Below are 26576 nucleotides of genomic sequence, written 5' to 3'. Positions count from 1 at the left end.
ATATCAACCAAAAAGAAGATCGTTTTTTGATTTATGAAAGAGATCTATTGAAGTTTTTATAAACATTTAATATTTAGCATACTAAAAGGTATACATAATAAAAAAGCGTGCTCTCAGGAGAGCACGCTTTTTTATTATAGATTCAGGTCGACCTGCTGTTGTTTTTTAATATTACCATCCTGGAGCCTGTGGACGTTTAAGAGGAGTTAACTCATAGCGAATTTTTGTTAGTTTTAAAGATGACTCTTCCGATAACTGGTAATCTTCTAAACGAAGACAAGACTTATAAATCATATTACTTACATATGCATTTACACGTAGCAAATCAACTTCTATTCCACCTGATTTTTGTCTATAATCTAATCGTATCGGTGCTTGTAAAGGTGCTTCCCAACTTTGAGTAACCTTTAAATGCAATCCACCTTGATTGATATTTCCTAATTTAGGATTTTCAGCCACAATTGTTAATGGATTTTTAGCTCGGCAAGTTGCTGAAGCAGCCAAACTAACAGCACTTCCAATACCTGGACACATACATGAAATTGCTTTATCAGGATAAATATTAAAAGTATAACCATCTAATTTTACAGGTTTATCAGTAATTTTCTTTGTTTTTTCTTTAACTCTCGCATTTTTTATAGTTATTACACGATAAGCAACAAACAGATTATCAGCCTTTACTTGTATCTTTTTATTATAGTTACTATCGGCACTAATCGTACTATTGCCAAATTTTTCTAAAATAGCTGTTTCAATTTCAGCATTTGCATCATTGATTATATCAAGAGTGAAACCTTTTACTCTTAAAGCTTCATAAATAATATTATTACCATTCGTGATATTAAGTTGAGTTAAATCTTTAACTGTAACAACTTCTACCCCTTCTAAATTCAATTTTACATTTTTTTGAATTTTTGGTGAAATGCCTAAAAGTCCATAAATACTAGCTGTTACATCAAGATCAAAATTCTTCTGAATATCATATCCATTAAATGACTTTGAGGTAATAGTGTTATCCCTTGATATTTCTAGCCCTATAGGACCTGTACCTTGCTGCCATAAAGCACCCAAACGTACATTATCACGAGCAACATCTAAGCTTTTAAAACCATTAAACTCTGAAGCATGACTTACATTTCCTAAAATAAAAGAACTGCTAAATACTAAAGTTGACAGATAAAAAAAATTCTTCATAAATGAACAAAAAAGTGAATGAAATTTAAATTGCTCCAATCCTACCCAGTCTATGAGTATCACTCAATCAAAATTTTAATGAAAAACTAATTAATATCGGCTTTGTTGCATAAATATGTAAGCATCTGATTTAAATAAATTTAATTTTGGATAAAAAAATAATCAAAACTTTTAAAATCATATAGTTATGAAATCTTTGTGCAACAAAGCCTGTTGATATTAACGGTAAACCATTCCACCATCTGTCAAAATAGACTGACCTGTAATATAGTTTGCATCCTCGCTGGCTAAAAATGCAACTAATGCAGCCACGTCATCTGGTGTTTCAGCACGTCCTAAAGCAATACCATCTACATATTTTTTATACGTTTGACCAATTGGTGCACCTGTAATTTCAGAGAACCGCTGATCTATTTCGACCCACATGTCTGTACCAACAACACCCGGACAATAGCTGTTTACCGTAATTTTAGCACTGGCATATTCTTTAGCCGCAGCTTGCGTCAATGCACGAACTGCAAATTTAGTTGCCGAATAAACACCGAGTAAAGCAAAACCTTCATGACCTGCTATTGAGCATGCATTAATAATTTTTCCAGCCTGTTGGCGTTGTTTAAATTTATTTGCTGCGGCTTGAATCCCCCAAAGTACACCACCGACATTGATGTTCATAATTTGGTTAAATTCACTCGGCGTTACTTCTGCCAAAGCTTTGACTTGTGCAATACCTGCATTATTAATCATGATATCAAAACCATTAAGTGTCGATTCTGCATGATTAATAGCGTCACTGATTTGTATTGGATCTGAAATATCCGCAATAAATGTGGTGGCTTTTACGCCAAAGGCTTCAACCTCTTGTTGAACAGTATTTAACTTTTCTTGGTGAAGATCGACCAATCCAATATGAACACCTTCTTGTGCTAAACGTAAGGCAATACCGCGTCCAATACCTTGTGCCGCACCCGTAATTAATGCAACTTTATTGTTTAAACCTCTAGGCATGTTGCGACTCCTTAGATATGAATTGCACGTTGCATCGCAGACAAGACCGACTCATGCATCGCCTCAGATAAAGTAGGATGAGGGAAAATGACCTGTGCTAAGCTTTCATCGGTTGCTTCTAGATATTTTGCGATCGCAAAACCTTGGATGTGTTCGGTGACTTCATGCCCAACCATGTGAGCACCCAACAATTCACCTGTTTCCTGACTAAAAATGGTTTTAACAAATCCTGCGCTATCGCCCAAAGCCAATGCCTTACCATTGGCTTGCAAAGGAAACTTACCCACATTGATATTCAAGCCCGCAGCTTTCGCTTTCTGTTCTGTCAAACCAATACTGGCCACTTGCGGATGGGTAAAAATACAGCCCGGAATTTGTGTACGATCTAAAGCATGTACATGACTTAGGCCTGCAATTTTCTCCACACAAAGAATGGCTTCATGACTGGCTTTGTGTGCCAAACACGGTGCGCCTGCGACATCACCAATTGCATAAATGCCCACTACATTGGTTTTACACCATGAGTCGACTTTAATAAAACCATTCTCAAATTCAATTCCCAAAGCTTCTAGGCCAAGATTTTCAGCATTTGGTTTCACGCCAATAGCTGAAAGCACCTTTTCAACAGTAATGATTTGTACACCTGTGGCAGTTTCAATATGACAATGTACTTGAGCCTGATCAGTTTCTATTTTTTTTACAATCGCTTCGGTTAAAACCTGCATACCCTGCTGTTCAAATTGCTTTTGTACATACTTCGCAACCTCAATGTCTTCGCTAGGAAGAATCTGCTTTGCAATATCAACCAAGGTGACTTGGCAGCCTAAGTCTTGGTATAGGCTTGCAAACTCACTGCCTATAGCACCCGAACCAATGACTAGTAAAGATTTTGGTAATTGTTCTGGAACTAAAGCCTCTTTATAACTCCAGACCTGATGGCCATCTACAGGAATATGAGGCAAATTGGCCGCACGTGCGCCTGTTGCGACAATAATATGCGGTGCAGAAATCTGCTGTTTTTGACCATTCGCATCTGTAAGCTCTAATTGCTCTTTGGCAATAAACTGGGCTGCTGCGTTAAAAACAGTGATTTGATTTTTTTTCAATAGTTGACCGATACCTTGCACCAGTTGCTCAGAAACCTGTCTGCTATGATGGACCAGTTTTTGAATATCAAAATCAATCGCGTTAAGCGTAAAGCCAAACTGCCCTGCATGTTTGAACTGCTGCGCAAGCACAGCCCCGCTCAATAATGCCTTGGTTGGAATGCATCCCCAATTAAGACATACTCCGCCTAAGTGTTGTTTTTCAACGATTGCCGTTTTTAATCCCAGTTGCGCTGCGCGAATCGCAGCGACATATCCTCCAGGACCAGCACCAATAACCACAAGATCAAATTGTGTATCTGACATGACTATTCCTCCTACACCAAAATTAATGCAGGATTTTCGACAAACTGCTTAAATGCCGATAAGAATTGAGCACCCAACGCACCATCAATGACACGATGATCACAAGACAATGTTGCGGTCACCATTTCACGAACAACAATCTCATCATTTTCAACGACAGCACGTTTCTCTGCTGCACCTAAGGCTAGAATTGCACCTTGAGGCGGGTTAATAATGGCATCAAACTGTTGAATACCAAGCATGCCTAAATTGGAAATACTGAAACTGCCCCCTTGAAACTCATCAGGTGCCAATTTTCCAGTTTTGGCACGTGTCGCCAGATCACGCATATCATTGGAAATTTGCGCCAAAGATTTACGGTTCGCTGCTTTAATAATTGGCGTGATCAGTCCATTTTCGATGGCTACAGCAACCGAAATATCAGCCTGTTCAAACTGTAAAATCTGCTGATTCTCTTCATCAAACTGAACATTAACTTGTGGAACTTTAATCAGTGCAGCAGCAGCAGCTTTAATCAGCATATCGTTAATGGACAGTTTGACTTGCGGTACAGTACTGTTAATTTGCTGACGCAAAACCTGAACCGACTCAACATTTAAGTCTATCGTTAAGCGAAAATGTGGTGCATTGCGTTTTGCCGCTTGTAGCCGTGCAGCGATTGCTTTACGCATACCATTCATAGCTACAGTAGTGAATTTTGCGGACTCTGCTGGATGCGCATGATCAGCATGTTGAGCTTGTACAGGGTTTTCACGTTGATATACAGCTTCAACATCTTCCTTACAGACTCGTCCACGTGAACCCGATGCACGACAATCATGCAAATTAATGCCCCATTGTCTTGCCAAACGGCGGGCAACAGGTGTCGCTAGAACATCACTATCATCTGCTTTAGATTTCGCGGCTTTCGTGCTGGCTTGATGACGTACATCTGGCCAAGAACCACCAGCAGCTTGAACTGCGGCCTGAATATCTTGAACAATGATACGGCCTTCACGTCCAGAACCCGTAATCTGAGCCAAGTTTACATTATGCTTTTCAGCCAATTTCAAGGCATGTGGCGTTGCAAAAATATCATCGCTTTGTTGGTAGCCTTGTAACTCATCAGGAATAGAATATCCGCCCTGAGTCACCGCTTTTGATCCATTACCAACACTGTTCTGTTTAGGAGCAGCTTGTACTTTGGTTTCAACTTGAGCCACATCGACTTTTTCAGGAACCGCTGCTACCGCTTTATTTTCAGTTACAGCAGGTGTTCCACCTAAAGACTGTGCAAATGCTTCAACTTCTGCATCGGAAACTTGAGCGTCTGCACAAATTGCAATGATTCCACCTACGACCAGTGTGTCACCATCGTTAGCAATAATTTTTCGTAGCAGGCCATCAAAAGGTGCCTCCAATACATTGACGATTTTTGTGGTTTCAATTTCACAAATTTCCTGTCCTTTACTAAATTGGGTACCTTCCTCAATCAGCCATTGGGCAATCGTACCCTCTTCCATGGACAAACCCCATTTTGGGATTTCTAAAGTTTTAATTTCGCTCATCCTAAGCCTCCAACGTCTTGCGTACAGCCTGTTCAATGCGTTCTACACTAGGTAGCCATTCTTTTTCTAGTACTGGTGAAAATGGTACGGGTGAGTGTGGTGGAGTGACTAATTCGATTGGTGCTTTAAGATAATGAAAGCCTTTCTGGGCAATAAGCGCAGCCACATCATGTCCGAAACCACAACGTGCTGCTGATTCATCTACAATCACCACACGACCTGTTGAAGCTACTGACTCTAAAATGCCATCTTCGTCTAATGGTGAAATGGTTCTAGGGTCAACCACTTCAACCGAAATGCCTTCTTTTGCGAGCTTATCAGCGACTTCATTGGCACGATGCACCATCAAACTTAAGGCTATAATGGTGATATCTGTGCCTTCACGGGTGTAATTTGCGACACCAAAAGGAATAGCGTAGGACTCATCTGGCACTTCGCCCTTAATGTCGTACAACAACTTGTGTTCACAAAAGACTACTGGGTCGTCATCTCGAATGGCTTGAATCAACAACCCTTTTACATCATAGGCACTTGAAGGCACCACCACTTTTAAACCAGGCACTGAGGCAAACACGTTATATGGCGACTGAGAATGCTGCGCTGCTGCGGAAAAACCTGCACCAATCATGCCACGTACAACGAGTGGCGCTTTGGCTTTGCCGCCAAACATGTAGCGAAATTTAGCTGCTTGGTTATACAGCATGTCATAACACACGCCGTAAAAATCCATAAACATTAAATCTGCCACAGGTCTTAAACCCGTTGCAGCAGCCCCTGCCGCCATACCAATAATCGCTGATTCTGTAATTGGCGTATCAATGACTCGTTCAGAACCAAATTCAGTCCATAAGCCTTTGGTTACACCAAGTACACCGCCAAAACCTTCCAGTTTATTATCATCGGTATTTTTGCCACCATGCCCACCACGAACATCTTCACCGACCACAATGACACTTGGGTCTCGGCGCATTTCTAATTCAATTGCTTCTTTAATCGCGTTTCGATAACTTTTATTTGGCATTTTTCTACTATTCCTTTAGTAAGAGACGTAAACATCAGTAAGTAACTGAGAGACTTCTGGGTACTTAGCTGCGCGTGCTTTTGCAACGGCATCGTCTACATTGGCTTTAGACTGGGCGTCAATCGCATCGAGTTTGGCTTCGTCAATTTTGTCTTTGACTTTTTCGCGGAATATTTTCAATGGATCTTTATGTTCTTTGACATAATCCAGTTCTTCTTTAGAACGGATAAGCCCTGGATCACCTTCAAAATGTCCATAAAATCGGTTAGTTACCGTTTCAATCACACTCGGGCCTTCACCACGGTGGGCACGTTCAATGGCTTTTTGTGCAACTTCATACACAGCAAAAAAGTCTGTTCCATCTACTTTTTCAGCGGGTAAGCCAAAACCTGCTGCTCGGCCTGCAATATCTTTACTGCCTACGGCATAATCATGTGCAGTACCTTCACCAAAACCGTTATTTTCAAAAACAAAAATGACAGGAAGCTTTAACACAACAGCCATATTAATGGCTTCAAAAGTTAAGCCCTGATTTGAACCGCCATCACCAGTAAAAGATAGACCAATCCCACCATTTTTGAGTGTTTTAGCACTTAAAGCTGCCCCAATAGCCAAAGGTGGACCACCACCTACAATACCGTTTGCACCGAGCATGCCTTTATCTAAATCCGCAATGTGCATTGAGCCGCCTTTACCACGACACAAACCATCATCTTTGCCAAAAATTTCTAACATCATGGCGTGAATGTCACAGCCCTTAGCAATACAATGTCCGTGACCACGATGTGTTGATGTAATGAAGTCCTTATCTGTTAAATTTTCACAAATCCCTACTGCAACAGCTTCCTCACCGCTATAAAGATGGATGAAACCTGGGATATCACCTGTATTGTTTTCATCGTGAAGTCGATCCTCAAATTCACGAATGTCGCGCATTCTTTTGTATGCTGCTAGCAATTGCTCTTCCGTTAATTGCATATATTTATTCCTTATTAACTACGCTTAAAAGAAAATCCAAAATTGAATAATTGGATTTTTAAATCGTATATTTATATAAGAATATTTTTACTTAATTTCATATTAGACTAAAAAAATATAATGCATAAAAAGATGAAATAAATATTAAAAACAGAAGGTTATAAAATTAAAAATTTTTGTAAAATTTTACAACAGTTCAATCACATACAAAAACAAACCTTTAACCAACCTTTGTTTTATATGATAAGTTTTTTGCCCTGTTTTAATATTATTAATGCATTTAAAGCAGTTTATTTAATATCAGGGTATATGTTAATTATTTTAAACAACGGAGTGTTTGAAATGGATTTAAATAACACAGTATTAACTGGAAAGAAGCTACGTGGCGCTGAGAAAATGGCGCGTATTCCGATTAAAGTTGTTCCAACGGAAACGACACCGAAAAAGCCAGAATGGATTCGGACTAAAATTAGTCAACCCGTGGAAGTCCAAATCATTAAGGATTTATTACGACAACAGGAACTACATACGGTTTGTGAAGAAGCGGCCTGCCCTAATTTGCCTCAATGCTTTAGCGGTGGAACTGCAACGTTTATGATCATGGGAGATATTTGTACTCGACGCTGCCCATTCTGTGATGTCGCACATGGTCGTCCTAATATCCTAGATACTAATGAGCCAAAGCATCTGGCTGAAACAGTCAAGAATCTAAACTTAAAGTATGTCGTGATTACTTCTGTTGATCGAGACGACTTAAAAGATGGTGGTGCACAGCATTTTGCAGATTGCATTCGAGAAATTCGTCAAACCAGTCCAGAGACTCTGATAGAAATTTTGGTTCCTGATTTTCGTGGTCGTGCAGATATTGCCCTGAAGATTCTGAGCCAAAACCCACCTGATGTTTTTAATCATAATATTGAAACCGTGCCACGTCTGTATAAAGCCATGCGACCAGGCTCTAACTATCAGCATTCATTGGATTTACTCAAGAAATTTAAACACTACTGCCCTGATATCCCAACGAAATGTGGTTTGATGGTGGGTTTGGGAGAGATTGAAGCTGAGGTTATTGCGTTATTAAATGATTTGAAAGATTATCAAATTGATTATGTCACAATCGGCCAATACCTACAGCCATCCAAATCACATGCGCCAATTCATCGTTTTGTTACGTTGCAAGAGTTTAAGCATTATCAAACACATGGAGAGCGCTTAGCGTTTAAAAATATTTGGAGTGCGCCATTAGTGAGATCAAGTTATTTTGCTGACCGTCAGTATTATGGCGAGTCTGTACCTGCCCCATATATACGTGAATGACTTTTCATTATTTACATGCTTCATTGATAAATATGACAGTTACGTTTATTAACATTTCAGATGTAAATAGTCATTTTCACCTTATAAGAACACTTTTAAAGTAGCTCAAGGACTGGTAAAGCCAAAAGATCTAATTTAACCAAGCAAAGATAAAAGCATTTAAAATCGAAGCAAGAAGAAATGACGTAAATGACTATAAATTTGGAAACTCATTTCTAAAGTTTAAAAATATTACAGTCTCATCATAAAGGAATATGATATGAACCTGTTCAATACACCACCTGCAAAAAAGCTGCAAACAACCCATTTAATTAATCAAACTACTGTGCATGCTGCCCCTGTTTTAGCATTGCCTCAAGAAGATCAAACGTCTTTATTCCGCCGTTCTATTCAGCATAATTATGCAGATTTACTCAAAATAGCAAATGATTCAGATATGGCAATTGGTCTTACAGATCATCACGGGACTCTCTTGTGGACATGGAGTAGTTCAGCGATGCTTTCTTCTGCTGAACAAGTTCATTTTATTGAGGGCGGACATTGGTCTACACAGGCAGTTGGAACCAATGCGATTGGTATGGCGTTAAACGGCCAAATATCAAGTTGCGTCTATTCTCATGAAAACCAAATGGACAGCGTTCGTGATTGGGTCTGTTATGCAGCACCTATCTGGGATCCGACTTCAGGTCAATTTCATGGCATTATCAATCTTTCCACAAAATATAAAAAACATACCCCTCTAGGCATTCTTGCTGTGGAACGCTGTGCAGACTTAATACAGCGTGCCATAAAATTTGAACAGAAAAATTTTTTATACATTAAAGCGCTAGGTTCGCCTTGGGTTCAATTTAATGGGCAAAATTTAAACTTGAGTCACCGTCAAATTGAAATACTTTGCATTTTAGCTTTGCATCCCCATGGAATTGGCTTAGAAGAGTTACACTATGCCCTTTATGGTGAGCGTAGTGTCAGCCTAAAAACCCTAAAGGCTGAGCTTTCACAACTTCGTAGCCTATTACCTCATTCAATTGAGGCTCGCATTTATAGGCTTAGTTGTGAAGTCCAATGTGATTTTTTACGTGCTGAACAATCATTAAATGCAAATCTTATTTCCAGTACATTCTCACTATATAAAGGTAGCTTTCTCTCTAAATCAGAAAGCCCTTTACTCAGCACTTGGAGACATTGTTTTGATGCCCGTTTGAGCCAGTTGATCTATCAAATAAAGGATATCGATCAATTATTAAGAATTATTGGACAAACACATGACCGAATTGATGCGGTACAGCGTTTATTAGAGTTATTACCACAGGACAGTATCCACCGTAATTATTTTTCAAATCTGATTTAGATTTGATCTGTTGCTTCAACTCGGCTATGTTGCATAAATATGTAAGCATCTGATTTAAATAAATTTAATTTTGGATCATAAAAATAATAAAAACTTTTAAAATCATATAGTTATGAAATCTTTATGCAACAAAGCCATTTGATAGTTTTGTTCCACCACTCACGATAAAACTAATTCAAGCTGCTGTGTTGCATAGACATTCAAAAGCTGAGTTTTCCCCAATTCATTCAAATTTAAGTGATAACTTGGGTGTGAGGTCTACCCAATTCCGTAAATCTATTCAGAACTACTACACGCGTGTGAATTTCATTGATCTGACTTTAAAAATGTCTTGCCGTCAGCTTATCTCCTAATAATTTGATACATGGCATTTGGGTTACCACCAAACTACGACGGTGATAGCCCATATTAGGCCGCCCTATACCCACCACATTGTCACTTTAATTTGATGAGTACCTACAGAAAACTCTATTTTTAAATCGTTTGTTTATCAAAGCCAATGGAAAATAATGTTGATTCATTCCGCTTACTATTTGCTTACTAGAATCTAAAAACAAAAAAACCACTTACGATTAGTGCACGTAAGTGGTTGTTTTATATGGTGGGCCCAGACGGACGAAAACATTAACCTACCCTATTGTTTTTAATGGATTAATTATTAATATAAAAATTTAGGATACAAGTCAGGATACACGATTCAAATGTTGTTTTTTTGATCAATTAAACTTTTTAACATCACTTTACTCCCCCACTCCAAAGCAAATCTTTATTGAACTTTTATAATACAAAGCTTAGAAGTGAAAGATGATCCGACATCAATATAATGGCAATTATCAATTTTAGTATATTCTTTTACGATCGTATGACCTAAATAGATTTCATTGATGTTTTCAACAATATCATAATGGTTTGAGTAATTACGTATTCGTCCCCTACCCCAGAGTGCATTTGAATAGGATGATGTGATCCCTGGAATTTTATAGTCACCTTTAAATATGTCTTGCTTAAAGATATTCCAGTCTTGGATATCAATGTCAGCATGAACAATACCAATCTTTTTGCCTTCCAATTCAATTTCTATGACTACGGGCAATTCCATAAATTTATTACTAATTTCTAGTTGTTTTTGTTGAGGCAACCCGTAAAACCATTCCCCTCCATTGCGTATATGTATATCTCTAATATTGGTGTCATATTGTCCTTTGATGCACATCTCTTCATGATTTCCACGTACAGTACGGAACCATGGTTGGTTTAGTAAAGAAATGCATTCAAGATTTTCATTACCTCGATCAATCAGATCCCCTGTACATATCAATAAATCACTTGCAAAATTAAAATTAATTTTTTTAAGTTCTTCAAGTAAAAGCCCATAGCAACCATGTAGATCACCTACCACAAATAATTTTTTGTGTGAATCGACCTTTAAATACGAAATAAGATGATCTGCCATAACTTAATAAAAAATATCTTTAGCTACTATGATAACTTTTTACCCTTCATAATAACACGGTCAAAACTATATACATGTGCAAATGGGCTTTCCACACATCTTCCAACAAGTGGTACTTTCTGATCTGGTCGTCCCTCTCTAAGAACAACATCTGCTGAACATACCGGACAAACGCCTTTAAATCGTGTTATCCGTGTAAGTTGATTACGATCTTTATCTCGATACATTTCAATATCGGCATGATCTTCATGTAATGCAATGAATGTCATAGGGGCCTTAATCACACGATGCTCGGGTAAATTCCAAATAGGAATGAACCAATATTTGAGTGATAGGTAAGAAAATCCAATTAAACAGAAAATTAAAAAAAGATCAAATGAAGTGAAATTTTGCCCAGCACGCACTAAAACTAATGAGAATGTACAAATATATAATGCCCATCCAATAAAACTTCCAAAAATAACTGCCAGCATAACTAGCCCTCTTATACTTTTATTTTTTATTTCTCCATCTCTAAAAATCAACTTATAAAACCAAGATATTTTTATTTCGGCTGGATCAACTCGGTCATAAATAACCAATTCCTCCCCTTCATCTAAATCATTTTCAATAACATTATTTTCTTTTTGTTTAATATCCAACCAAAATAGACGTTCATTTCCTTTACCACCAACAGTCTCATTGGTTTTTATAACTGGAACATATCCAATCTCTAAAAATCTTTTACTATGTTTTTGTATAACACGATCCAGATATTCATTTAGTTTTTTATCAGTAATCCACTTTCCGAGATCTTTTGAATCCATTCTATCAGCAGATAGTTTTCCATCAACTATGGCCTTTAATTGATATCTGGAATAAACAATTTGTTCTTCAATTTGATCTTCTAGTGCATTTATTGAAGCGCTACAAATTACCTTTAAACAATCATAAGCTCTATTCTGAGCCAAGTCCTCTTTTAAAATCTCAAATAACGCATTAAAAACTTTTAATTTTAATTCAAACACTTAAACCCCCACTTTACCCGTATTTCCCCTTTATACGGTGTTAGGTCAATTAGATCACAAGCATAGTGAGAGAGTAAATCAACTTCCTAAAGGATTTTAATCATGACTATGTATATTGCTTTGGACGAAAATAAAAAATTGGTCGATATCAAAGATGTTGAGCGTGGACTTGCTTGCCAATGTACCTGCTTTGAATGTGGTGAAACTGTTATTGCACGTAAAGGTGAAATAAAAGAACATCACTTTGCACATGCAAGTAATAAAGAAAGCTGTACGATTAATCCAGAATCTGTTCTACATAAATATGCCAAAGAAGTCATTCTTGAATCTATGGGCCTCATGCTTCCTGCTTTACCTAATTCTGATAATGAAGCAGCATGGTGGACATTTGAAAAATTATTACCCGAGTTTTCTCTCGGTTTAATACGCCCAGATTTAGTTGGATATTTTGATGGAGAACCTATTTTAATTGAAATTGCGGTTACTCATTTTATTGACGCTGAAAAATTCAATCGCATCGAGGTTTTTAAATCAAAATGTATCGAAATTGATCTTTCATCACTTGTTAAAAGTAATATTTCGATTCCTAGCCCTGAAGCAAAAAAAGAGATTCTCGAAAACTTGAACAATAGAAAATGGGTTTATCCATTCCCATTAACTCAAAATATTGAAGATATTCCAGATAACGTACCAACAGACAATTCAAACATAAGTCTAGAAAAATCTGAAATCGTACAGGCACCTCCAAAATGGCAGGACTACAAATTCACAATCAAAGGTATATTTGTCAATGTTCGAAAATTTGATAGCGGTATGATTTCAGTCAATAGCACTTATAATCCTGAGATTATTTCAATGCTCAAAGAATGGAAACGTGAAGGTCGTGGTTCATTCAACCCTAAATACAAATCATGGAACTATTGGCTACCATTTTCTGAGGTTGTTTTAGATCGACTCAAAGAACTAAATGAGTAAGGGGGACTATTCCCCCCTCTCATCACCAACTTGGCTAGGTTGTGGTGTAAAGTACAGAAAGTGATTATTCAGTCATATAAAATGTGTGATTCATAGACATCATTTCAATATTCTATGAACAGAGAAATTCAACAAAGACTCGTATGGGTTAAATTATTTGAAGAGACCAATGATGCTTGTCAACGGCATTCTAAAATTGACCCCTTTTACCTTACAAATGGCAAAGTAAAATTGACCCCTTTGATCTCGTATTAAGTTTCAACCTGGGGCTGAATCCCAATTCTTTTTTTATCCTTCAAACGATAACTCTCACCCGATATTTGTACCACATGACAGTGATGCAGCAACCGATCTAACATCGCAGCGGTCAACGTAACATCATCCGCAAATGACTTAGACCATTGGCTAAAGGGTAAGTTACTCGTCAATATCGTACTGCCTTTTTCATAACGCTTGGCAATCACATTAAAGAACAGATTCGCTTCTTCACGTCCAAAGGGCAAATAACCAATTTCATCGATAATCAGTAATTTTGGGGCGAGTATCACCCGTTGCATATAGGTTTTCAATTTACCTTGCTGATAGGCTGTACTGAGTTGCAGCATTAAATCCGCTGCGGTAATGAACTTGATCTTAATGTTGTTCATGATGGCCTTATAGCCTAATGCCATAGATAAATGCGTTTTTCCTACTCCGCTAGCCCCCAGAAACACCACATTTTCTGCTCTAGCAATAAAGCTCAGATTGAACAGTTCAATCACCTGTGATTTAGGGGCCCCTAGGGCATAATTAAAATCATAGTCTTCCAGGGTTTTGACTTGAGGCAGGCCTGAGAGTTTCATCAGTACCTGCTGACTGCGCTGTTGCCTGGCAGCATATTCATGCGTCAAGATCGCTTCAACAAAGTCGGCATAACTTCCATCCTGACCTAATGTTTGTTGTGCATGATGTGACCATTGTGATGCGATGGTAGGCAGATTGAGTTTTTGGCAAAGCTGCTCTATACGTTCGTATTGCAGATTCATCAGGAAACTCCCAGCAACTGGTCATATACCGATAAGGGATGCTGCAAACTCTCGTAGGGCATGACATGCTGTGCTGCTGCAACAGGTACAGTGCTAGAACCCGTATCTGATTGCGGTAATGGCGTAAATTTTTGCTGCTCTTGTTGCAGTCGAACAGCCGGTTTTTCTTGCGTGGTGGCATGAATCCGCTGATTGGCGGTTTCATGCAGCCACCGGCCAATGTGGGCATTGGCGACATCAACATCTAACAGTAAACCCGAAGTCTTCAGGCTTGCTTTCAATGGCACAATAAAGCTTGATTTGAGGTATCTATTAAAGCGTTCAACTTTGCCTTTGGTCTGTGCACGGTAGGGCTTACATACGCGAGGACGAAAGTTGTATTTCTTGGCGCAGTCGAGCAGTTTGGGATTCCATTTATGCTGCCCCTCCTGATAGGCATCCCGTTCAATCATGATCGTTTTAGCGTTATCAAACAGGATTTCCTGAGGTACTCCTGCAAAGAACTGAAATGCATTTTCCAGACCATCGATCCATGCATCCGTACGTTCATGATCATAAAATTTCACGAAAGTCGCTCTGGAATACCCTAATGTTGCGACAAAAGCTTTTAAAGTCGTGTTGTTACGTCGAATCGTGGTGAAATCCACTTGCATTTGTTGGCCAGGTTGGGTTTCAAAACGAATGATCGGTTCCGGTTGAGCAACTGGTTTTAATGTTGCAAGATATTCCCTCAAGATCCTGATCTTTCCTGGATATCCCAACCCTAAAATTTCCTGGTAGAGCACAACAGCAGGAATCCATTCAGGATGAGCTGCGTTTACACGTTGGAGTAAATAGGGTTTATATGGGTCAAGGATACTTATTCTAGGCTGTATACGCTGATACTGAGGTGTGGTGTTTTGCCGTAAATATTTACGTACGGTATTTCTGGACACCCCCAGTTCACGACTAATGGCTTTAATAGATTTACCTTGTTGATGAAGTATTTGGATTGTCACTGCTTGCTCCAAAGTTAACATATTGAGCAGTCCAAAATGACCGCTATATTAACCAAGGGGGTCTGTTTTAAATGCCATTAGGGGGTCATTTTTACACTGCCGCTAACATGCTGGCCTAGTTTGTCGGAGATGTGGCATTTCTAGACCAACGTTACGCAAGTGGTGGAAACGATATTCTGAACAAGGTATTGATGGATTAAGTAGTCAGAGTAAACGTCCCTTAAAATCGCCAAATACTAAAATCAATGCTGAGCTAGAAGCTTTAATATTAGAAATGCGCTCGGCTAGAAATCTTGGTGCTCGACGTTTGCAAACAGAATTGATGAGGCTACACGGAGTCTCGTTGTCCTTAGCGACTATCCATAAAGTACTATCCACCCATCAAGTCAAACCGATTAAAAAATTCCGTCGTAAAGTAGATTTCATTCGTTATGAACGCCCATTACCAGGCGATAGAATTCAAATGGATACCTGTAAATTGGGTCCTGGAATATATCAATACACATCTATCGATGACTGCACACAATATCGCGTTTTAAGGATATATAAACGCCGAACAGCAGCGAATACTCTCGACTTTTTAGACTGCGTAATTGAAGAAATGCCTTTTCCCATACAGCGAATACAGACCGATCGAGGGCGAGAATTCTTTGCTGAAAAAGTACAGAAAAAATTGATGCAGCATGGAATCAAATTTAGGCCAAATAAACCAGGTTCACCTCATTTGAATGGCAAGGTAGAGCGTTCTCAAAAGACTGATAAATCTGAGTTCTACGCTACTGTCGATATTAATTCTGAAGATATCCAAGACAAGCTAGCCGAATGGCAGCATTACTATAACTGGATGAGACCACATTCAGCTTTGAAAGGTAAAACACCGATGGAAAGGTACTTTGAATTATGTGAAGAAACCCCTTTCTCTGATGAGGTCCAGAAGCAATACAACCCATCAAATGAACGGATTCAACACGCCAATTACAAGATGGATTTAGAGATCGCTAAATTGAAACGATCTCTATGAATCACACATATAAAATGTTAAATAATCTTAAAATTTTGTGGTTCATCTAAGTTAAAAGGCACTACTTTTAACTTTGCACCATGTGTATGCCTAAAACCAAAATCATCCAAAGGCTGATCAAACTTCCCTGCTCGATACGGATATACCAGAATCACTTCACTCTCATGTTTCAGGTAATAATGACTGTAAGCAAACATCTGCTGAATATCACTGTCTTTTAAGCCATACCGTCCACCACGGTCATTCTGATCTATCAGTTTCCACTTGGTATCCATTACAATATTTTTTGCATTCGCTTGTGAACGATCAATAAAAATATCGGGCTTCAACTTAAAGATCTTATTCTGTTGATGCTCACAAATATGTTCCGTCGCATGCTGTGTTTTGACCTGATATTCAGGCATCCCACGGCGCAAATGATATGCCACAAAGTATTCAAACAGCTTTTCCATTGGAAAAAGTAAGCTCATACCTCGCCATTCACCTTGTGTAGATACAGGCATATACTCACCTAAAATCAATTCCGTCCAAGGTTTGATTTCACTATATAGCGCAAGTAAACGCCCTGACTGCCATTGTCTAAAATCCTGCTGAATCTTTTGACTTGGCGGTATTTCAGCGGTCATCAACCGTAGTTCTTGGGCAAGTTTCCAATTGTTGGCATCTTTGGTCTTTTTACACACGACTTCCAATGCTGTACGAATCAGACGGTTCTCAGGACGATTGACTTCATAAACGTCATGTTCAATCGGAAATATATGCTTCTTAGCAGGTGGATGACGCATGTATTTCACATGCTGTAATTGCCCACGTAGAAACTTTTGTTCTTCTTGCACACGGTTGTAGTCAAAACGTAGTCCTCGTTGTACCAAACGCTCAAATGATGCAAGGAATTGAGTGATAATCCATTCATGTAAGGGTTGTTTAAAACGATTTAGACTGGCACTCCCTGCTTCTCTATATGGTAAGTGCAAAGAGACACTCAGCATTTTTTGCAGGAGTTTACGCTCTGCTAAAATAACCGCTTGATCATCTGTACCACTCAGCTCTACATGCTTTGGCAGAATTTCTATACGTGTTCCACACGGCGTTTCAATGACACCCACATATTGATCCAGCTTTAGCTTTCTACGCCCTGCAAGTTCAAATACTTTTGCACCATGCTTGGAGAAAGAAGCTGAGAGATCACACAGATGTTCAAATGCTTTTTCGGGAATATAAGCATGGTCTAGACTAGACGTAGGACAACCTTCATAAGCAACGCTAATGAAGGCATATTCTCGGACGGTAAAATCAGGCATATAAATCCCCGATTAATGCTTGATGATTTTGATAAAGCTAGCGATTGAATCAAATGCAGTATCGTTTAATTGCCACGTTTTTTGTTCTTCAAAGAAGGCATCTGAATCACTCTCTACATTTGGAAATAATACCGAACGCTCAATAGCTTTAGGCTTCAACATGCCATTGGCATTTAACACCATATTGATTTTTGACCAATCATCAAAGAAGTACTCCTGAAGTTGAGGTATTATTTTTTGTTTGAAGATTAATGTTAAATTCTCAAGTGTTGGCTGTTTCTTCAAATTCATAAAGTTGGCATGACCAATACAATGATCACGGTCTAAAAGCACTTCAATACGTTGATTAATGACTTTTAACAGCTCACCAATATTCACCCCTTTCACCTCAATTTCATTTAATAACTCTGGCTTTGGGGGCATTTCAATAAAGGTAAACCGACGGCGCAAGGCAATGTCTAATCCTGTTAAAGAGCGGTCTGACGAGTTCATTGTGCCAATAATGTAGACATTACTTGGAACAGAGAATTCTTCTTTTGAGTAGGGCAACGTTACCGATAACGCTTCTTCAGCACCTTGACGTTTTGTGTCTTCAATCAAGGTAATTAGTTCCCCAAAGATACGGGAAATATTCCCTCGGTTGATTTCATCGATGATCAATATGTAGGGGTTGTGCTCTATATCTTGTTTTTCTTCTGAAAATTTAATTTTATCAGATAGCAAACTTACAATTGGTTTTATATAACTAGGCATTCCATAAGTTTCAAGTCTGACACCATTTAATAATTTTTTGATTGTATCTAAGCTTAAACTATAAGTACCTTTATTTACTGACTCTAACAAAAAACATTTTAGGGTTTTTCCACCCTCATATGTAATTTGATATGTTAAACCAGTTTTAGTTTTCAGTTGCAAAGGCTGTTCAGCTATTTCATTGCAAAAATTGGTGATCACCTCATCAATATTTGAATGAGGCAAATTTTGATTAAAGGCAATATCACAAATCTCTTTAAAAACACCGGGCTTAACATCATAGGTTAACTTTCCTACATCATTTGTTTCAGCCCTAATCCCTTCAACAAAGTCTTCATAACTAAAGCTTTGATGAAAAGTCACAAACTTGATCTGACCTTGCTCTTTGTATTGATCAAAGCGTACTTTTAGCGCCGTGCGATCTTCTTGTTCTAAAACTTCGAGAGGTTTGTTTTCAAGAATGGATAAAGCATGGTTAATACTGTGAAAGGTTTTACCTGTCCCTGCTGCACCAAATAAAATGCGGTTTAAAGGTTGTTGATTCATGACTTCATCCATTAATTCTTTAGTTTGCTGTTTCTTTTGTTTGTTATCCAAATAGCCTTTTCTAACCATTGCAAAAAGTTTTTCCACATATGGGAAAAATGCTTGTTCACCACGATCTTTCAATAAAACTGGCAAAAACTCAGGAAGTGGTAATTTTGGATATAAGTGTTCATAACCAATTCGTTTGGTATTTACCTTAGTCACGATAGGAATAACCAAAGGATCATTAAAATCTTGGTATAAAAATGCAATCATCCATTTCAGTCGTTTAGGGAACTGAATTGCATCTATTGATTTTAAGTCACGGCGCTGAACGGCATCTACAATATTGAGTATTTCTTGTTTGAGCGTTTCAAATGCTAACTCTGCATTATCCCCTAGTCGTTTATGCCATGAATACGGCTTTTCATTATAATATTTATCATCCTTACCTAAATTAATAGGCTCCCAAATATCAAAATAGTTAGCAAAAGTAGGCTCACCCTGAGTTGGGTCAAAACTATCAATCTGAGCGATAAAACAATCTTTATTTTTAGCTTGATGATAGTCCTCAAGAGTTAAATTCTTGAGACGATCAATTGGCCAAATCTCTAAAAAACGCTTTACCTTTTTTTCAAGCGCCGTGGGCTGATTATCACCTTGCTCATACCAATCACAAAACTTTTCTAATGCTTCAGCAGTATCAATTTCAATATAATAAATTGGATTACCCAACCACAGATTTTTACTTTGTGATTTTAAACCACTGTGGCGACCATCTTGCTCAGTATATTTACCATTTGGTACATCTTTCGTAGACTTAAATTTAAAATCGAACCTTGCATTATTTTCAGGATCAATTTCAATAAACAAAGACACTTTTGATCCAGTCAAGACAAGTGCAATTTCTCTACCTATATCATTTGTGACTACAGTCATTTTTTCACGACTGATATAGCTGTCCGGATACTTCTGACTTAATATTTCGTTTGCTTTGCTTGGTGTCAAATGTATGGTCTTTGGATGTGCATCGAAGTATTTTTTCAATAACTGGCCATTATAATCAAATAAAGAAAGATCACCTTTATTGAGCAGCAATTTTTCATATGCTTGAACATAATTCATTTTCTTATCTTGCGTTAGAAAATCCAACATTACTTTCCAAAAAATTGCAATAATGCGAGGTTTATTTCTGTCTTGATATAGAAACGCAATCTTCCATTTAAACATGTCGCTGATTGGAATTGCTTCAATGGACTCTAAATCACTACGTTGGATTGCCTCAATAATTTGAATAATATATTGATGAACTCGAGTAAAAGCTTCTTCCTTGGTCTTACCAAATCTTTCGTACCAAGAATATTCACCTTCGTATATACGACCACGAGCATTGTCTTTAACATCACTTGCACGTCGATGAAAAATTCCAAATTTACTTGCAGTTCCACCTCGAATATCCGCAATGGGACGGGTAGTATGTTCTAACCAATAGGTAAACGTGTCTTTGTTACCAACCTCACTATATTCCTTCAATACCATGGCCTTTACACGGCTGAGTGGCCATTTTTGTAGAAATTCATCCCAATTCTTTAGTTGCTCTGCTGACACGTTTTATTCCAAAATTCTTAATAGACTACTTTTATAAATCACTATTCACTTGGCTAAGCGATTACCAAACTCAACCTTGCCTTATTTATTTATCCCAAATACAAGGGCATAACTCTGTTAGATCATTAAACTAGTGATCTGTTTCTTGAACACCGTATATCCAATGCTATCCGTATGGCGACCAACTATATAAATAAGAAAAGAGAGTTCCCTCTCTTTTCTTATTTAATAGGCTTAGTTCAAACTTCTAAACTCTCCTTCAATCACCATCCCCTCTTTTCTCCACGAGGCGAAAGACTTTGTCTTTGATTCGTGATCAGTATGCATGAGCTTTATTTCCTCAATTTTTGACTGAAGTTCTTTATAAATAGGGAAGAATTTTTCGATAAACTCTTCTTTGTCAATTAGCTCTAGAATGCTTTTTTGCTGGCTTTGTAGGGTTTCAACTAAATCCTTTTTTGCAATTTGGAAGGCTTCTAATTTCTTCGCTTGATTCCAACTGTCCCAAGCGTCAACCGCTATACCAATCAGAGGTAATGCTTTATTGATATTATTTGCAAACTTCACGGCTCCCCAAGGATTAAATTTCAACGCATCTTTAAGATTTAATCCCATTAACTTACCAGTAGCGACTAAACCATTTCGTGCAGCTAAAATAGTATTATTATCTAACTTAATATTTTTAGCTAAATGATTAAGTCCTTTCTTCGTTAGAGACCCAACAGCAGTATCGATATTCTCAATTTCTGCATTAAAATTAATCGCTTGTGTATTTAATGCAATATTGATTTGATTTGTTTCATTTTGAAAATACTCGTTAATTTTACTCGAGATAACAGAACCCTCATTGCCTATCTCTCGTACTAGAAACTCACCAATCGTCTCAAGACTAGTGCCCTGAACTTGCATTACCAAATCTTGAAAATATCCATTAAAACTTGATCTTAGATTTGTTTTTGCATTTGCAATCTTTTTTGAAATTACATTCAGTGCGCCAGTTTCAATTTCATAAATTTGATTAAGTTTTTCCATTTCCTTTGATAGGAGTGATTGTTGTTCTTCAATTTCAGGTATTTTTTTAATCAAAATATCACTAATGATGGACTTTCTTGTTTCTTCAATTAATCCAGTATAACCACCACTTTTTTTCACAATTTCGCTTGTCGCATTTTGCAAAAGTTTGATATGCGACAATTGTTCAAATTCAGCTCGATTTTCCATCCAGTAGTCAACACCTTCATCAAATGGATTTGCTGAAACTGCGACTACTTGTAAATTGTTGGTGTCTTGTGGAGTAAGATCCAAGATTGAACTTAATCTTTCTTTAACATTTTGCTCTTTAATCTTAAATTTATCTTGGTAGTCTAATTCATCTTCGACATCTGCTACCTCATCAAAACGACTAAGAACAAATACTGTTCTTGGTAGCAGGTTTAAATCTTTAAACAACCATTTCAAATCTTCTATATGACTTTCTTTGATCGGATTTTTAGAGTTCATAACATAAAGAACAATATGCGCTTCACTGACATATTTTTTAGTGATGTCTTTATATTTTTCGATCTCTTGAGCATCTGTATTCACTTGCTCTTTGTAACCGTATAATCCTGGTGTATCAATAAGCTGATACTCTTCATCAATATCATAAATTTTAACGGCATTTGATGATTCAGAAGCACTAATGTTCATCGTTGCTGGATCTATTTTACCTAGCCATGCCGCAGCAATTGAGGTTTTTCCTTCCGAGAATCCACCTATCAGTGCAATTTTAAGTTTATCACCTTGCAAGATATTTAATGAGTTCTGCAACTTAGCTTTAATATCCTTAGATACTTCTAAACCAAATTCTTGTCCTTGAGTAATAAAGCCTTCTAATTTACTTAATAAATTGATTACTTTAGCCTGATTTTCCTGATGATTTTTTAAAGTTTCAGACATTTATTTTACCCCGTAAGTACTACTAATATTATTTGACAACGTATTAAACATTTTGATTGATTGATGAATATCTTCTACAAGCCCTGTAATTTGATCACTTGGCTCATTCAACTTTTTCTTCAAATCCAATAAAGATGGCTCAATTTTTTCTTCCACACCACTCAAGTTTTCTTTGGCAACTTTTTTCAGCTCTTTTACAATGTTTGATAAATTTTTATCAACGCTTTTCTTTTGCTCAGATTTTTTAAAGTCTGAATCGAAAAAGCTCCAAATTGCTTTTGCAAAGCTAAATAATAACCCTGCAGCAGTTAGTGCAATTGCTCCCCAACCCACAGGGTTCCACCACATCGCTGCACCAACACCAATACCAACCCCAAGAAGTCCCATCTTGTTGATGCCACTGTTAATATCAAATTTTAATGAAACATTGTTTTCTATCCCTGCAATATCTTGTGATTTAAAATTATTTTGGATACTTGCTAAACGTGATGAAAGTTTCTGTATTTTTTGCTTTAGATTTTCATCAAACTGTGAAGTTTCTTTTTTAAAACCTGCAACCAAATCATTACTTACACTTTCAAGGTTCGCATCAATTTTTAGCTTTAAAATACTTTTGAAATCATCATTACTAATATTACTTTCTATTCGCTGATAAACTTCCTGACGTGTTTCACGTTCAAAATCTTGAATATTTTTATCGATCATTGTCTTTAGGCTTTGAACTAAGTCCAAGTAGTCACTATCAATTTCTTGTTTAGTAACTGCCACTTGCTTATTAATATTCAACTTTAAATCAGTAAAGCCATTATGAACATTATTTAACTTTTCTACAGTTTGCTTCAGAACATAATTTGCTTTATTAAAGTTACTTGCTTTAATTTTGTAAGGGACATCTCCAACAACTTTTTGAGTTAAGTGGTCATGGAAAGCACGTAAACCTGACTTTTCCTTTAACTCTTCTCGATCCGAATTATTTAGGAATTTTAGCTGATTGCGATTTTTTTCACCAAATGGAACCAAACAATTCGCTACAGCATAAAATCCAGCTAGCCCAGCTACTACAGTATAATCTTTGTAATTTTTATCTAATGCCGATTCCATCTGTTTATTAAGATCACTCAATGCTCCTCGCTCATCATCATTACTAATCAAACCATTTTTTAGCGATCTAGGTGATGTAACAGGCTTATTGTAAACAGTCCATACTTCCGTCTGATCTGCCAAATGAGCTTTAATCTTCTGAAGCGTACCTTCATTTGGCGCAGCATCTTTACTAGTAACATAGAAAACAGCATGTGCTTTTTTTACAGCTTTAGAAATTTCGTTCTCAACTAGTTTTTCATCACCCTCAATACCAGGCACATCAATTAATTTTACCTGTGTGCCATTAATATCAAATAAAAATTCTTTACTCTCTCGAGTGAAGTCACTTCGACCATCTCCCATAATTTGGCCGTCTTCAAACTCCCTTAGCTTCTCTAGCATTTTTTCAAATTGCTGTAATTGCTGTTCAACCGATTTTTTTTCACTTTCTAACTGCAAAGAAACTGTGCTTGTTGTTTTTCTGGTTGCATCATATTCATCTTGTATCATAGTAAGATGTGATTGTTTCAAAGCATATTCTTTTTCTATTTTTTGCTTCAATAATTTCAGTTCAGAATCTAATTGTGCTTTTTGTTTAATTAGCTCTAGTTCAATTGCACCAATTTGCTTTTCTTCTTCTAGGCGTTTAAAAATATAAAGAATTTTTAACCACCATGACATATTCTGTTTTTTGTATTGAACTGTTTCTTTTAAAGACACAATTTGAGTATTAAAAACCTCAAGCTTTTGTTCATTCAGCAAAGATTGATCTTTAATCTGCTCATCATGCTCATATTTAAGCGCATTCAGTATTTTTTGATAATCTTCTAATTTTTGAGTATAGGTTTCATCTATTTCCTTTAATTTTTGATTATTTTCTAAAATTTTATGACTAATTTCATTATCAGTATTTTTTAACTGGCCATAGGCTTCTTCATCTAAAGAAAATTCATCTTTAAGTGCTTTGAATTTATCTTGTATTTCTTTTTTAGTTTTTTCGGCAAACAACAGACGTAGCACTTCTATGAGAGTCGATTTGCCTGCATTGGTTTCACCAAAAAATGCAATAGTGAAATAATCCCATTCAGCATTGCGTTTTAGCTCATCCATTTTTCTATCAATTTCTTTCTGTTGAAATTGCAGAATTCGCTTAGATTCATTAAATTTTTCGCCCACTAATTGGCTATTTAAAACATCTTCATTCTTTACAATTTTCGTAATGAGATCGGATATTTTTTCTTTTAGCTCATCATATATTTCTGATGGATGCTGTAAATCAACACGGCTATTCACTAAGGTCCCCTCTTTTTTAATTTACTTTATAAAAATCAGCCAGTGACCCTTGGTCATTGGCTGTAACTCCTACTGCAACAACTGTTTCAACTCAGCTAAGCTTGAAATTACGCTATACCGTACTGCTTCACCCAGTCAGCACATTCTTTTGCAATGGCTTTTTGTGAAAGTTTATTCTTGAGATGAATTTCGAACTCAGTGCCATATAGACTGTTTTCAGTATTCGCTTTAGGAATAATAAATTCGCGACGTTCTTTTTTCAGACGATCTGTAACCTGATCAGCTACAAAGGTTGGCGAGGTAAAAATAAAAGATAACTCATCTACTTTTTCAAGCTCTTTCTTGAGAGCCTCGTAAGCATATATGGAGAAGTAAGATGCTGCGACACCAATTTTCGCCTTAGTCCCTAAATTACCCTTAAGGTCATCACCCAAATTCAAATTGATGTTATCAATGATTTTCATACCACAAGTCTATGCTTTGTTTCTTATCACTTTAATTCTATATATAAAACAATGATTTTAAAAGATTAATTAAAAAAATAGTATTACCAATATTTAGATAAGATACCTTTCAAAGGCTTTGTTGCACAAAGATTTCATAACTATATGATTTTAAAAGTTTTGATTATTTTTTGATCCAAAATTAAATTTATTTAAATCAGATGCTTACATATTTATGCAACAAAGCCCTTTACATATCAAGAATATCTCAATCTAAACTCTTAAAAAACACTGCTTCCACAATGAATTGGCTCCCACTTCTTCCCACCACCCATTGTCAATGTTGCGCAGTTATACGCATCTTGTAAAAAACCACGACGCGCTTGTTCTGTAAACCCAGTCTGAGCAATCAACGTCTCACGAAGCGGATGATGACTCGTAATTAAATACTCATTACGCTTATGCAAGCGCTCTAATAAATTGACCGATGGTAAACGATCAAATTTCCCTTGATGTCCTCGATTACATGTAGGACATGCCAATACCAGATTCGCTACGCCGTTGATTGGTTTTTGAATATCACATTCACGTAACTTATGTGGAAAAAAATGATCGACATCGGCAGAATGTTCAAATAACTGTTCAATAGTAATCGGTGCAAAACAGTAGAAACAGCGACTCTTTTGATAACCATTTAAAGCTGACTTTGCTGAAGTGACATTCACACGCCTGATTTTATTGTTTGCAACCAAAATCCCCTGATCATCATGCTCAATCTGCACCAAATGCTTCGGCAAATTCATATCCCAAGCTGTTTCAACTAAACGCCATCTTGCTTCAGTTTCATCAACAAGATCAGTGGCATTTTGTGCCTCAAATAGTTGAAATACTTCATCAGTCAAAATAATGCCACCATGGGTTTTACGGGCATCCATAAAGAATCGTTTAGGCAATTCTTGTCCATGTACGTTGTGAAAGGCATCGATCACATTTACGAAGCCATACTGCACGGTTTTTGCAATTAAGGTTTGTTGATCTATTTCACCGGCATTATAAGAACGACAAAAATCCAAGAATTTACTTGAGCTTGAAGTCGCCTGTTTATCTACAAGCTTTAAATGTTCACAAATATGGTGACTAAAAGGCTGTGCCAATTGATCAAGGGTAATAACAGTATTGCCTTCAGCTTTTAGGTCATAAAGTGATTTGGCTATGGCAAATTTATAGGAGGCAACATTACGTCCAAATAGAATGACTGCTCGCCAATAGTTTTCAAGAGACGGTTCAATCTCATAAAACTCAGACATAAAGCACCCCCACTTGAATTG

General features: G+C 37.1%; 18 protein-coding genes and 3 pseudogenes. 4 read left to right on the top strand and 17 right to left on the bottom strand.

From position 1 onward, the window contains the following. Positions 1-171 precede the first annotated feature (171 nt). The 6 genes from FTU40_RS11040 to FTU40_RS11015 all read right to left on the bottom strand — a co-directional run bounded on the left by FTU40_RS11040 (position 172) and on the right by FTU40_RS11015 (position 7157). Positions 172-1194, bottom strand: coding sequence for a hypothetical protein (locus FTU40_RS11040; RefSeq protein ID WP_180040866.1), 1023 nt, complete (start codon positions 1192-1194; stop codon positions 172-174). Between the two features lie 219 nt (positions 1195-1413). Then, positions 1414-2199, bottom strand: coding sequence for an acetoin reductase (locus FTU40_RS11035; protein WP_075166716.1), 786 nt, complete (start codon positions 2197-2199; stop codon positions 1414-1416). 11 nt (positions 2200-2210) lie between these two features. Next, positions 2211-3611: a dihydrolipoyl dehydrogenase gene (gene lpdA, locus FTU40_RS11030; protein WP_104500146.1), complete on the bottom strand. Its 1401-nt coding sequence runs from the start codon at positions 3609-3611 to the stop codon at positions 2211-2213. 11 nt (positions 3612-3622) lie between these two features. Beyond that, positions 3623-5158, bottom strand: coding sequence for a 2-oxo acid dehydrogenase subunit E2 (locus FTU40_RS11025; protein WP_180040864.1), 1536 nt, complete (start codon positions 5156-5158; stop codon positions 3623-3625). A gap of 1 nt (position 5159) precedes the next feature. Continuing rightward, positions 5160-6179 (bottom strand): alpha-ketoacid dehydrogenase subunit beta, encoded by a 1020-nt coding sequence (locus FTU40_RS11020; RefSeq protein ID WP_180040862.1) that lies wholly within the window; start codon positions 6177-6179, stop codon positions 5160-5162. A gap of 15 nt (positions 6180-6194) precedes the next feature. Next, positions 6195-7157 carry a thiamine pyrophosphate-dependent dehydrogenase E1 component subunit alpha gene (locus FTU40_RS11015; RefSeq protein WP_180040860.1) on the bottom strand — a complete coding sequence of 321 codons (963 nt, stop codon included), beginning with the start codon at positions 7155-7157 and terminating at the stop codon, positions 6195-6197. Between the two features lie 342 nt (positions 7158-7499). On the opposite strand from FTU40_RS11015, the gene lipA reads away from it, so the two are divergent. After that, positions 7500-8474 (top strand): lipoyl synthase, encoded by a 975-nt coding sequence (lipA, locus tag FTU40_RS11010; protein ID WP_180040881.1) that lies wholly within the window; start codon positions 7500-7502, stop codon positions 8472-8474. Between the two features lie 259 nt (positions 8475-8733). Beyond that, positions 8734-9825 (top strand): transcriptional regulator, encoded by a 1092-nt coding sequence (locus tag FTU40_RS11005; RefSeq protein ID WP_075175507.1) that lies wholly within the window; start codon positions 8734-8736, stop codon positions 9823-9825. Between the two features lie 233 nt (positions 9826-10058). On the opposite strand, the pseudogene FTU40_RS15130 reads toward FTU40_RS11005, so the two are convergent. From FTU40_RS15130 to FTU40_RS10995, 3 genes and pseudogenes are all read right to left on the bottom strand, one after another. After that, positions 10059-10229 (bottom strand): annotated as a pseudogene (locus FTU40_RS15130) (IS5/IS1182 family transposase); the annotation flags it as partial. A gap of 362 nt (positions 10230-10591) precedes the next feature. Continuing rightward, entirely contained in the window at positions 10592-11278 is a 687-nt protein-coding gene (locus FTU40_RS11000) for a metallophosphoesterase (protein ID WP_064095393.1), read from the bottom strand. A gap of 26 nt (positions 11279-11304) precedes the next feature. After that, positions 11305-12285, bottom strand: a complete 981-nt coding sequence (locus FTU40_RS10995) for a hypothetical protein (protein ID WP_168398405.1) — start codon at positions 12283-12285, stop codon at positions 11305-11307. A 102-nt stretch (positions 12286-12387) separates the two neighbouring features. Between FTU40_RS10995 and FTU40_RS10990 the strand changes: the two genes are divergently transcribed. Continuing rightward, positions 12388-13260 (top strand): competence protein CoiA family protein, encoded by an 873-nt coding sequence (locus FTU40_RS10990; RefSeq protein ID WP_064095395.1) that lies wholly within the window; start codon positions 12388-12390, stop codon positions 13258-13260. Between the two features lie 251 nt (positions 13261-13511). Here the strand turns inward: FTU40_RS10990 and istB are convergent, their stop codons facing one another. Both istB and istA read right to left on the bottom strand, forming a co-directional pair. Beyond that, a complete protein-coding gene (istB, locus tag FTU40_RS10985) occupies positions 13512-14285 on the bottom strand; it encodes an IS21-like element ISAba8 family helper ATPase IstB (RefSeq protein WP_180040858.1) in 774 nt (257 codons plus the stop codon). Continuing rightward, entirely contained in the window at positions 14285-15304 is a 1020-nt protein-coding gene (gene istA, locus FTU40_RS10980; RefSeq protein WP_180040855.1) for an IS21-like element ISAba8 family transposase, read from the bottom strand. The genes istB and istA overlap by 1 nt, the downstream gene beginning before the upstream one ends. A gap of 88 nt (positions 15305-15392) precedes the next feature. On the opposite strand from istA, the pseudogene FTU40_RS10975 reads away from it, so the two are divergent. Then, positions 15393-16304 (top strand): annotated as a pseudogene (locus tag FTU40_RS10975) (IS481 family transposase); the annotation flags it as partial. Positions 16305-16321: 17 nt separating this feature from the next. On the opposite strand, the gene FTU40_RS10970 reads toward FTU40_RS10975, so the two are convergent. The 6 genes and pseudogenes from FTU40_RS10970 to FTU40_RS10945 form a co-directional block, all read right to left on the bottom strand. Further along, the gene (locus FTU40_RS10970) at positions 16322-17605 is read right to left on the bottom strand and encodes an McrC family protein (protein WP_180040853.1); all 1284 of its coding nucleotides are present in this window, start codon (positions 17603-17605) and stop codon (positions 16322-16324) included. A 12-nt stretch (positions 17606-17617) separates the two neighbouring features. Further along, positions 17618-19822 carry an McrB family protein gene (locus FTU40_RS15325; protein ID WP_180040876.1) on the bottom strand — a complete coding sequence of 735 codons (2205 nt, stop codon included), beginning with the start codon at positions 19820-19822 and terminating at the stop codon, positions 17618-17620. A gap of 903 nt (positions 19823-20725) precedes the next feature. Then, complete coding sequence (locus FTU40_RS10960; protein ID WP_168416355.1) at positions 20726-22429, bottom strand: LeoA/HP0731 family dynamin-like GTPase; 1704 nt, start codon at positions 22427-22429, stop codon at positions 20726-20728. After that, positions 22430-24805 (bottom strand): GTPase, encoded by a 2376-nt coding sequence (locus FTU40_RS10955; RefSeq protein WP_168416354.1) that lies wholly within the window; start codon positions 24803-24805, stop codon positions 22430-22432. 122 nt (positions 24806-24927) lie between these two features. After that, positions 24928-25269 (bottom strand): annotated as a pseudogene (locus FTU40_RS10950) (ATP-dependent helicase); the annotation flags it as partial. Positions 25270-25529: 260 nt separating this feature from the next. After that, positions 25530-26555 carry an HNH endonuclease domain-containing protein gene (locus FTU40_RS10945; RefSeq protein ID WP_180040851.1) on the bottom strand — a complete coding sequence of 342 codons (1026 nt, stop codon included), beginning with the start codon at positions 26553-26555 and terminating at the stop codon, positions 25530-25532. Positions 26556-26576: the final 21 nt, after the last annotated feature.

Source organism: Acinetobacter sp. YH12100 (assembly GCF_013419135.1).
Lineage (GTDB): Bacteria > Pseudomonadota > Gammaproteobacteria > Pseudomonadales > Moraxellaceae > Acinetobacter > Acinetobacter pseudolwoffii.
The sequence above is the reverse complement of the archived record's forward strand: the minus strand, read 5'-3'. Positions and strand labels throughout refer to the sequence as shown.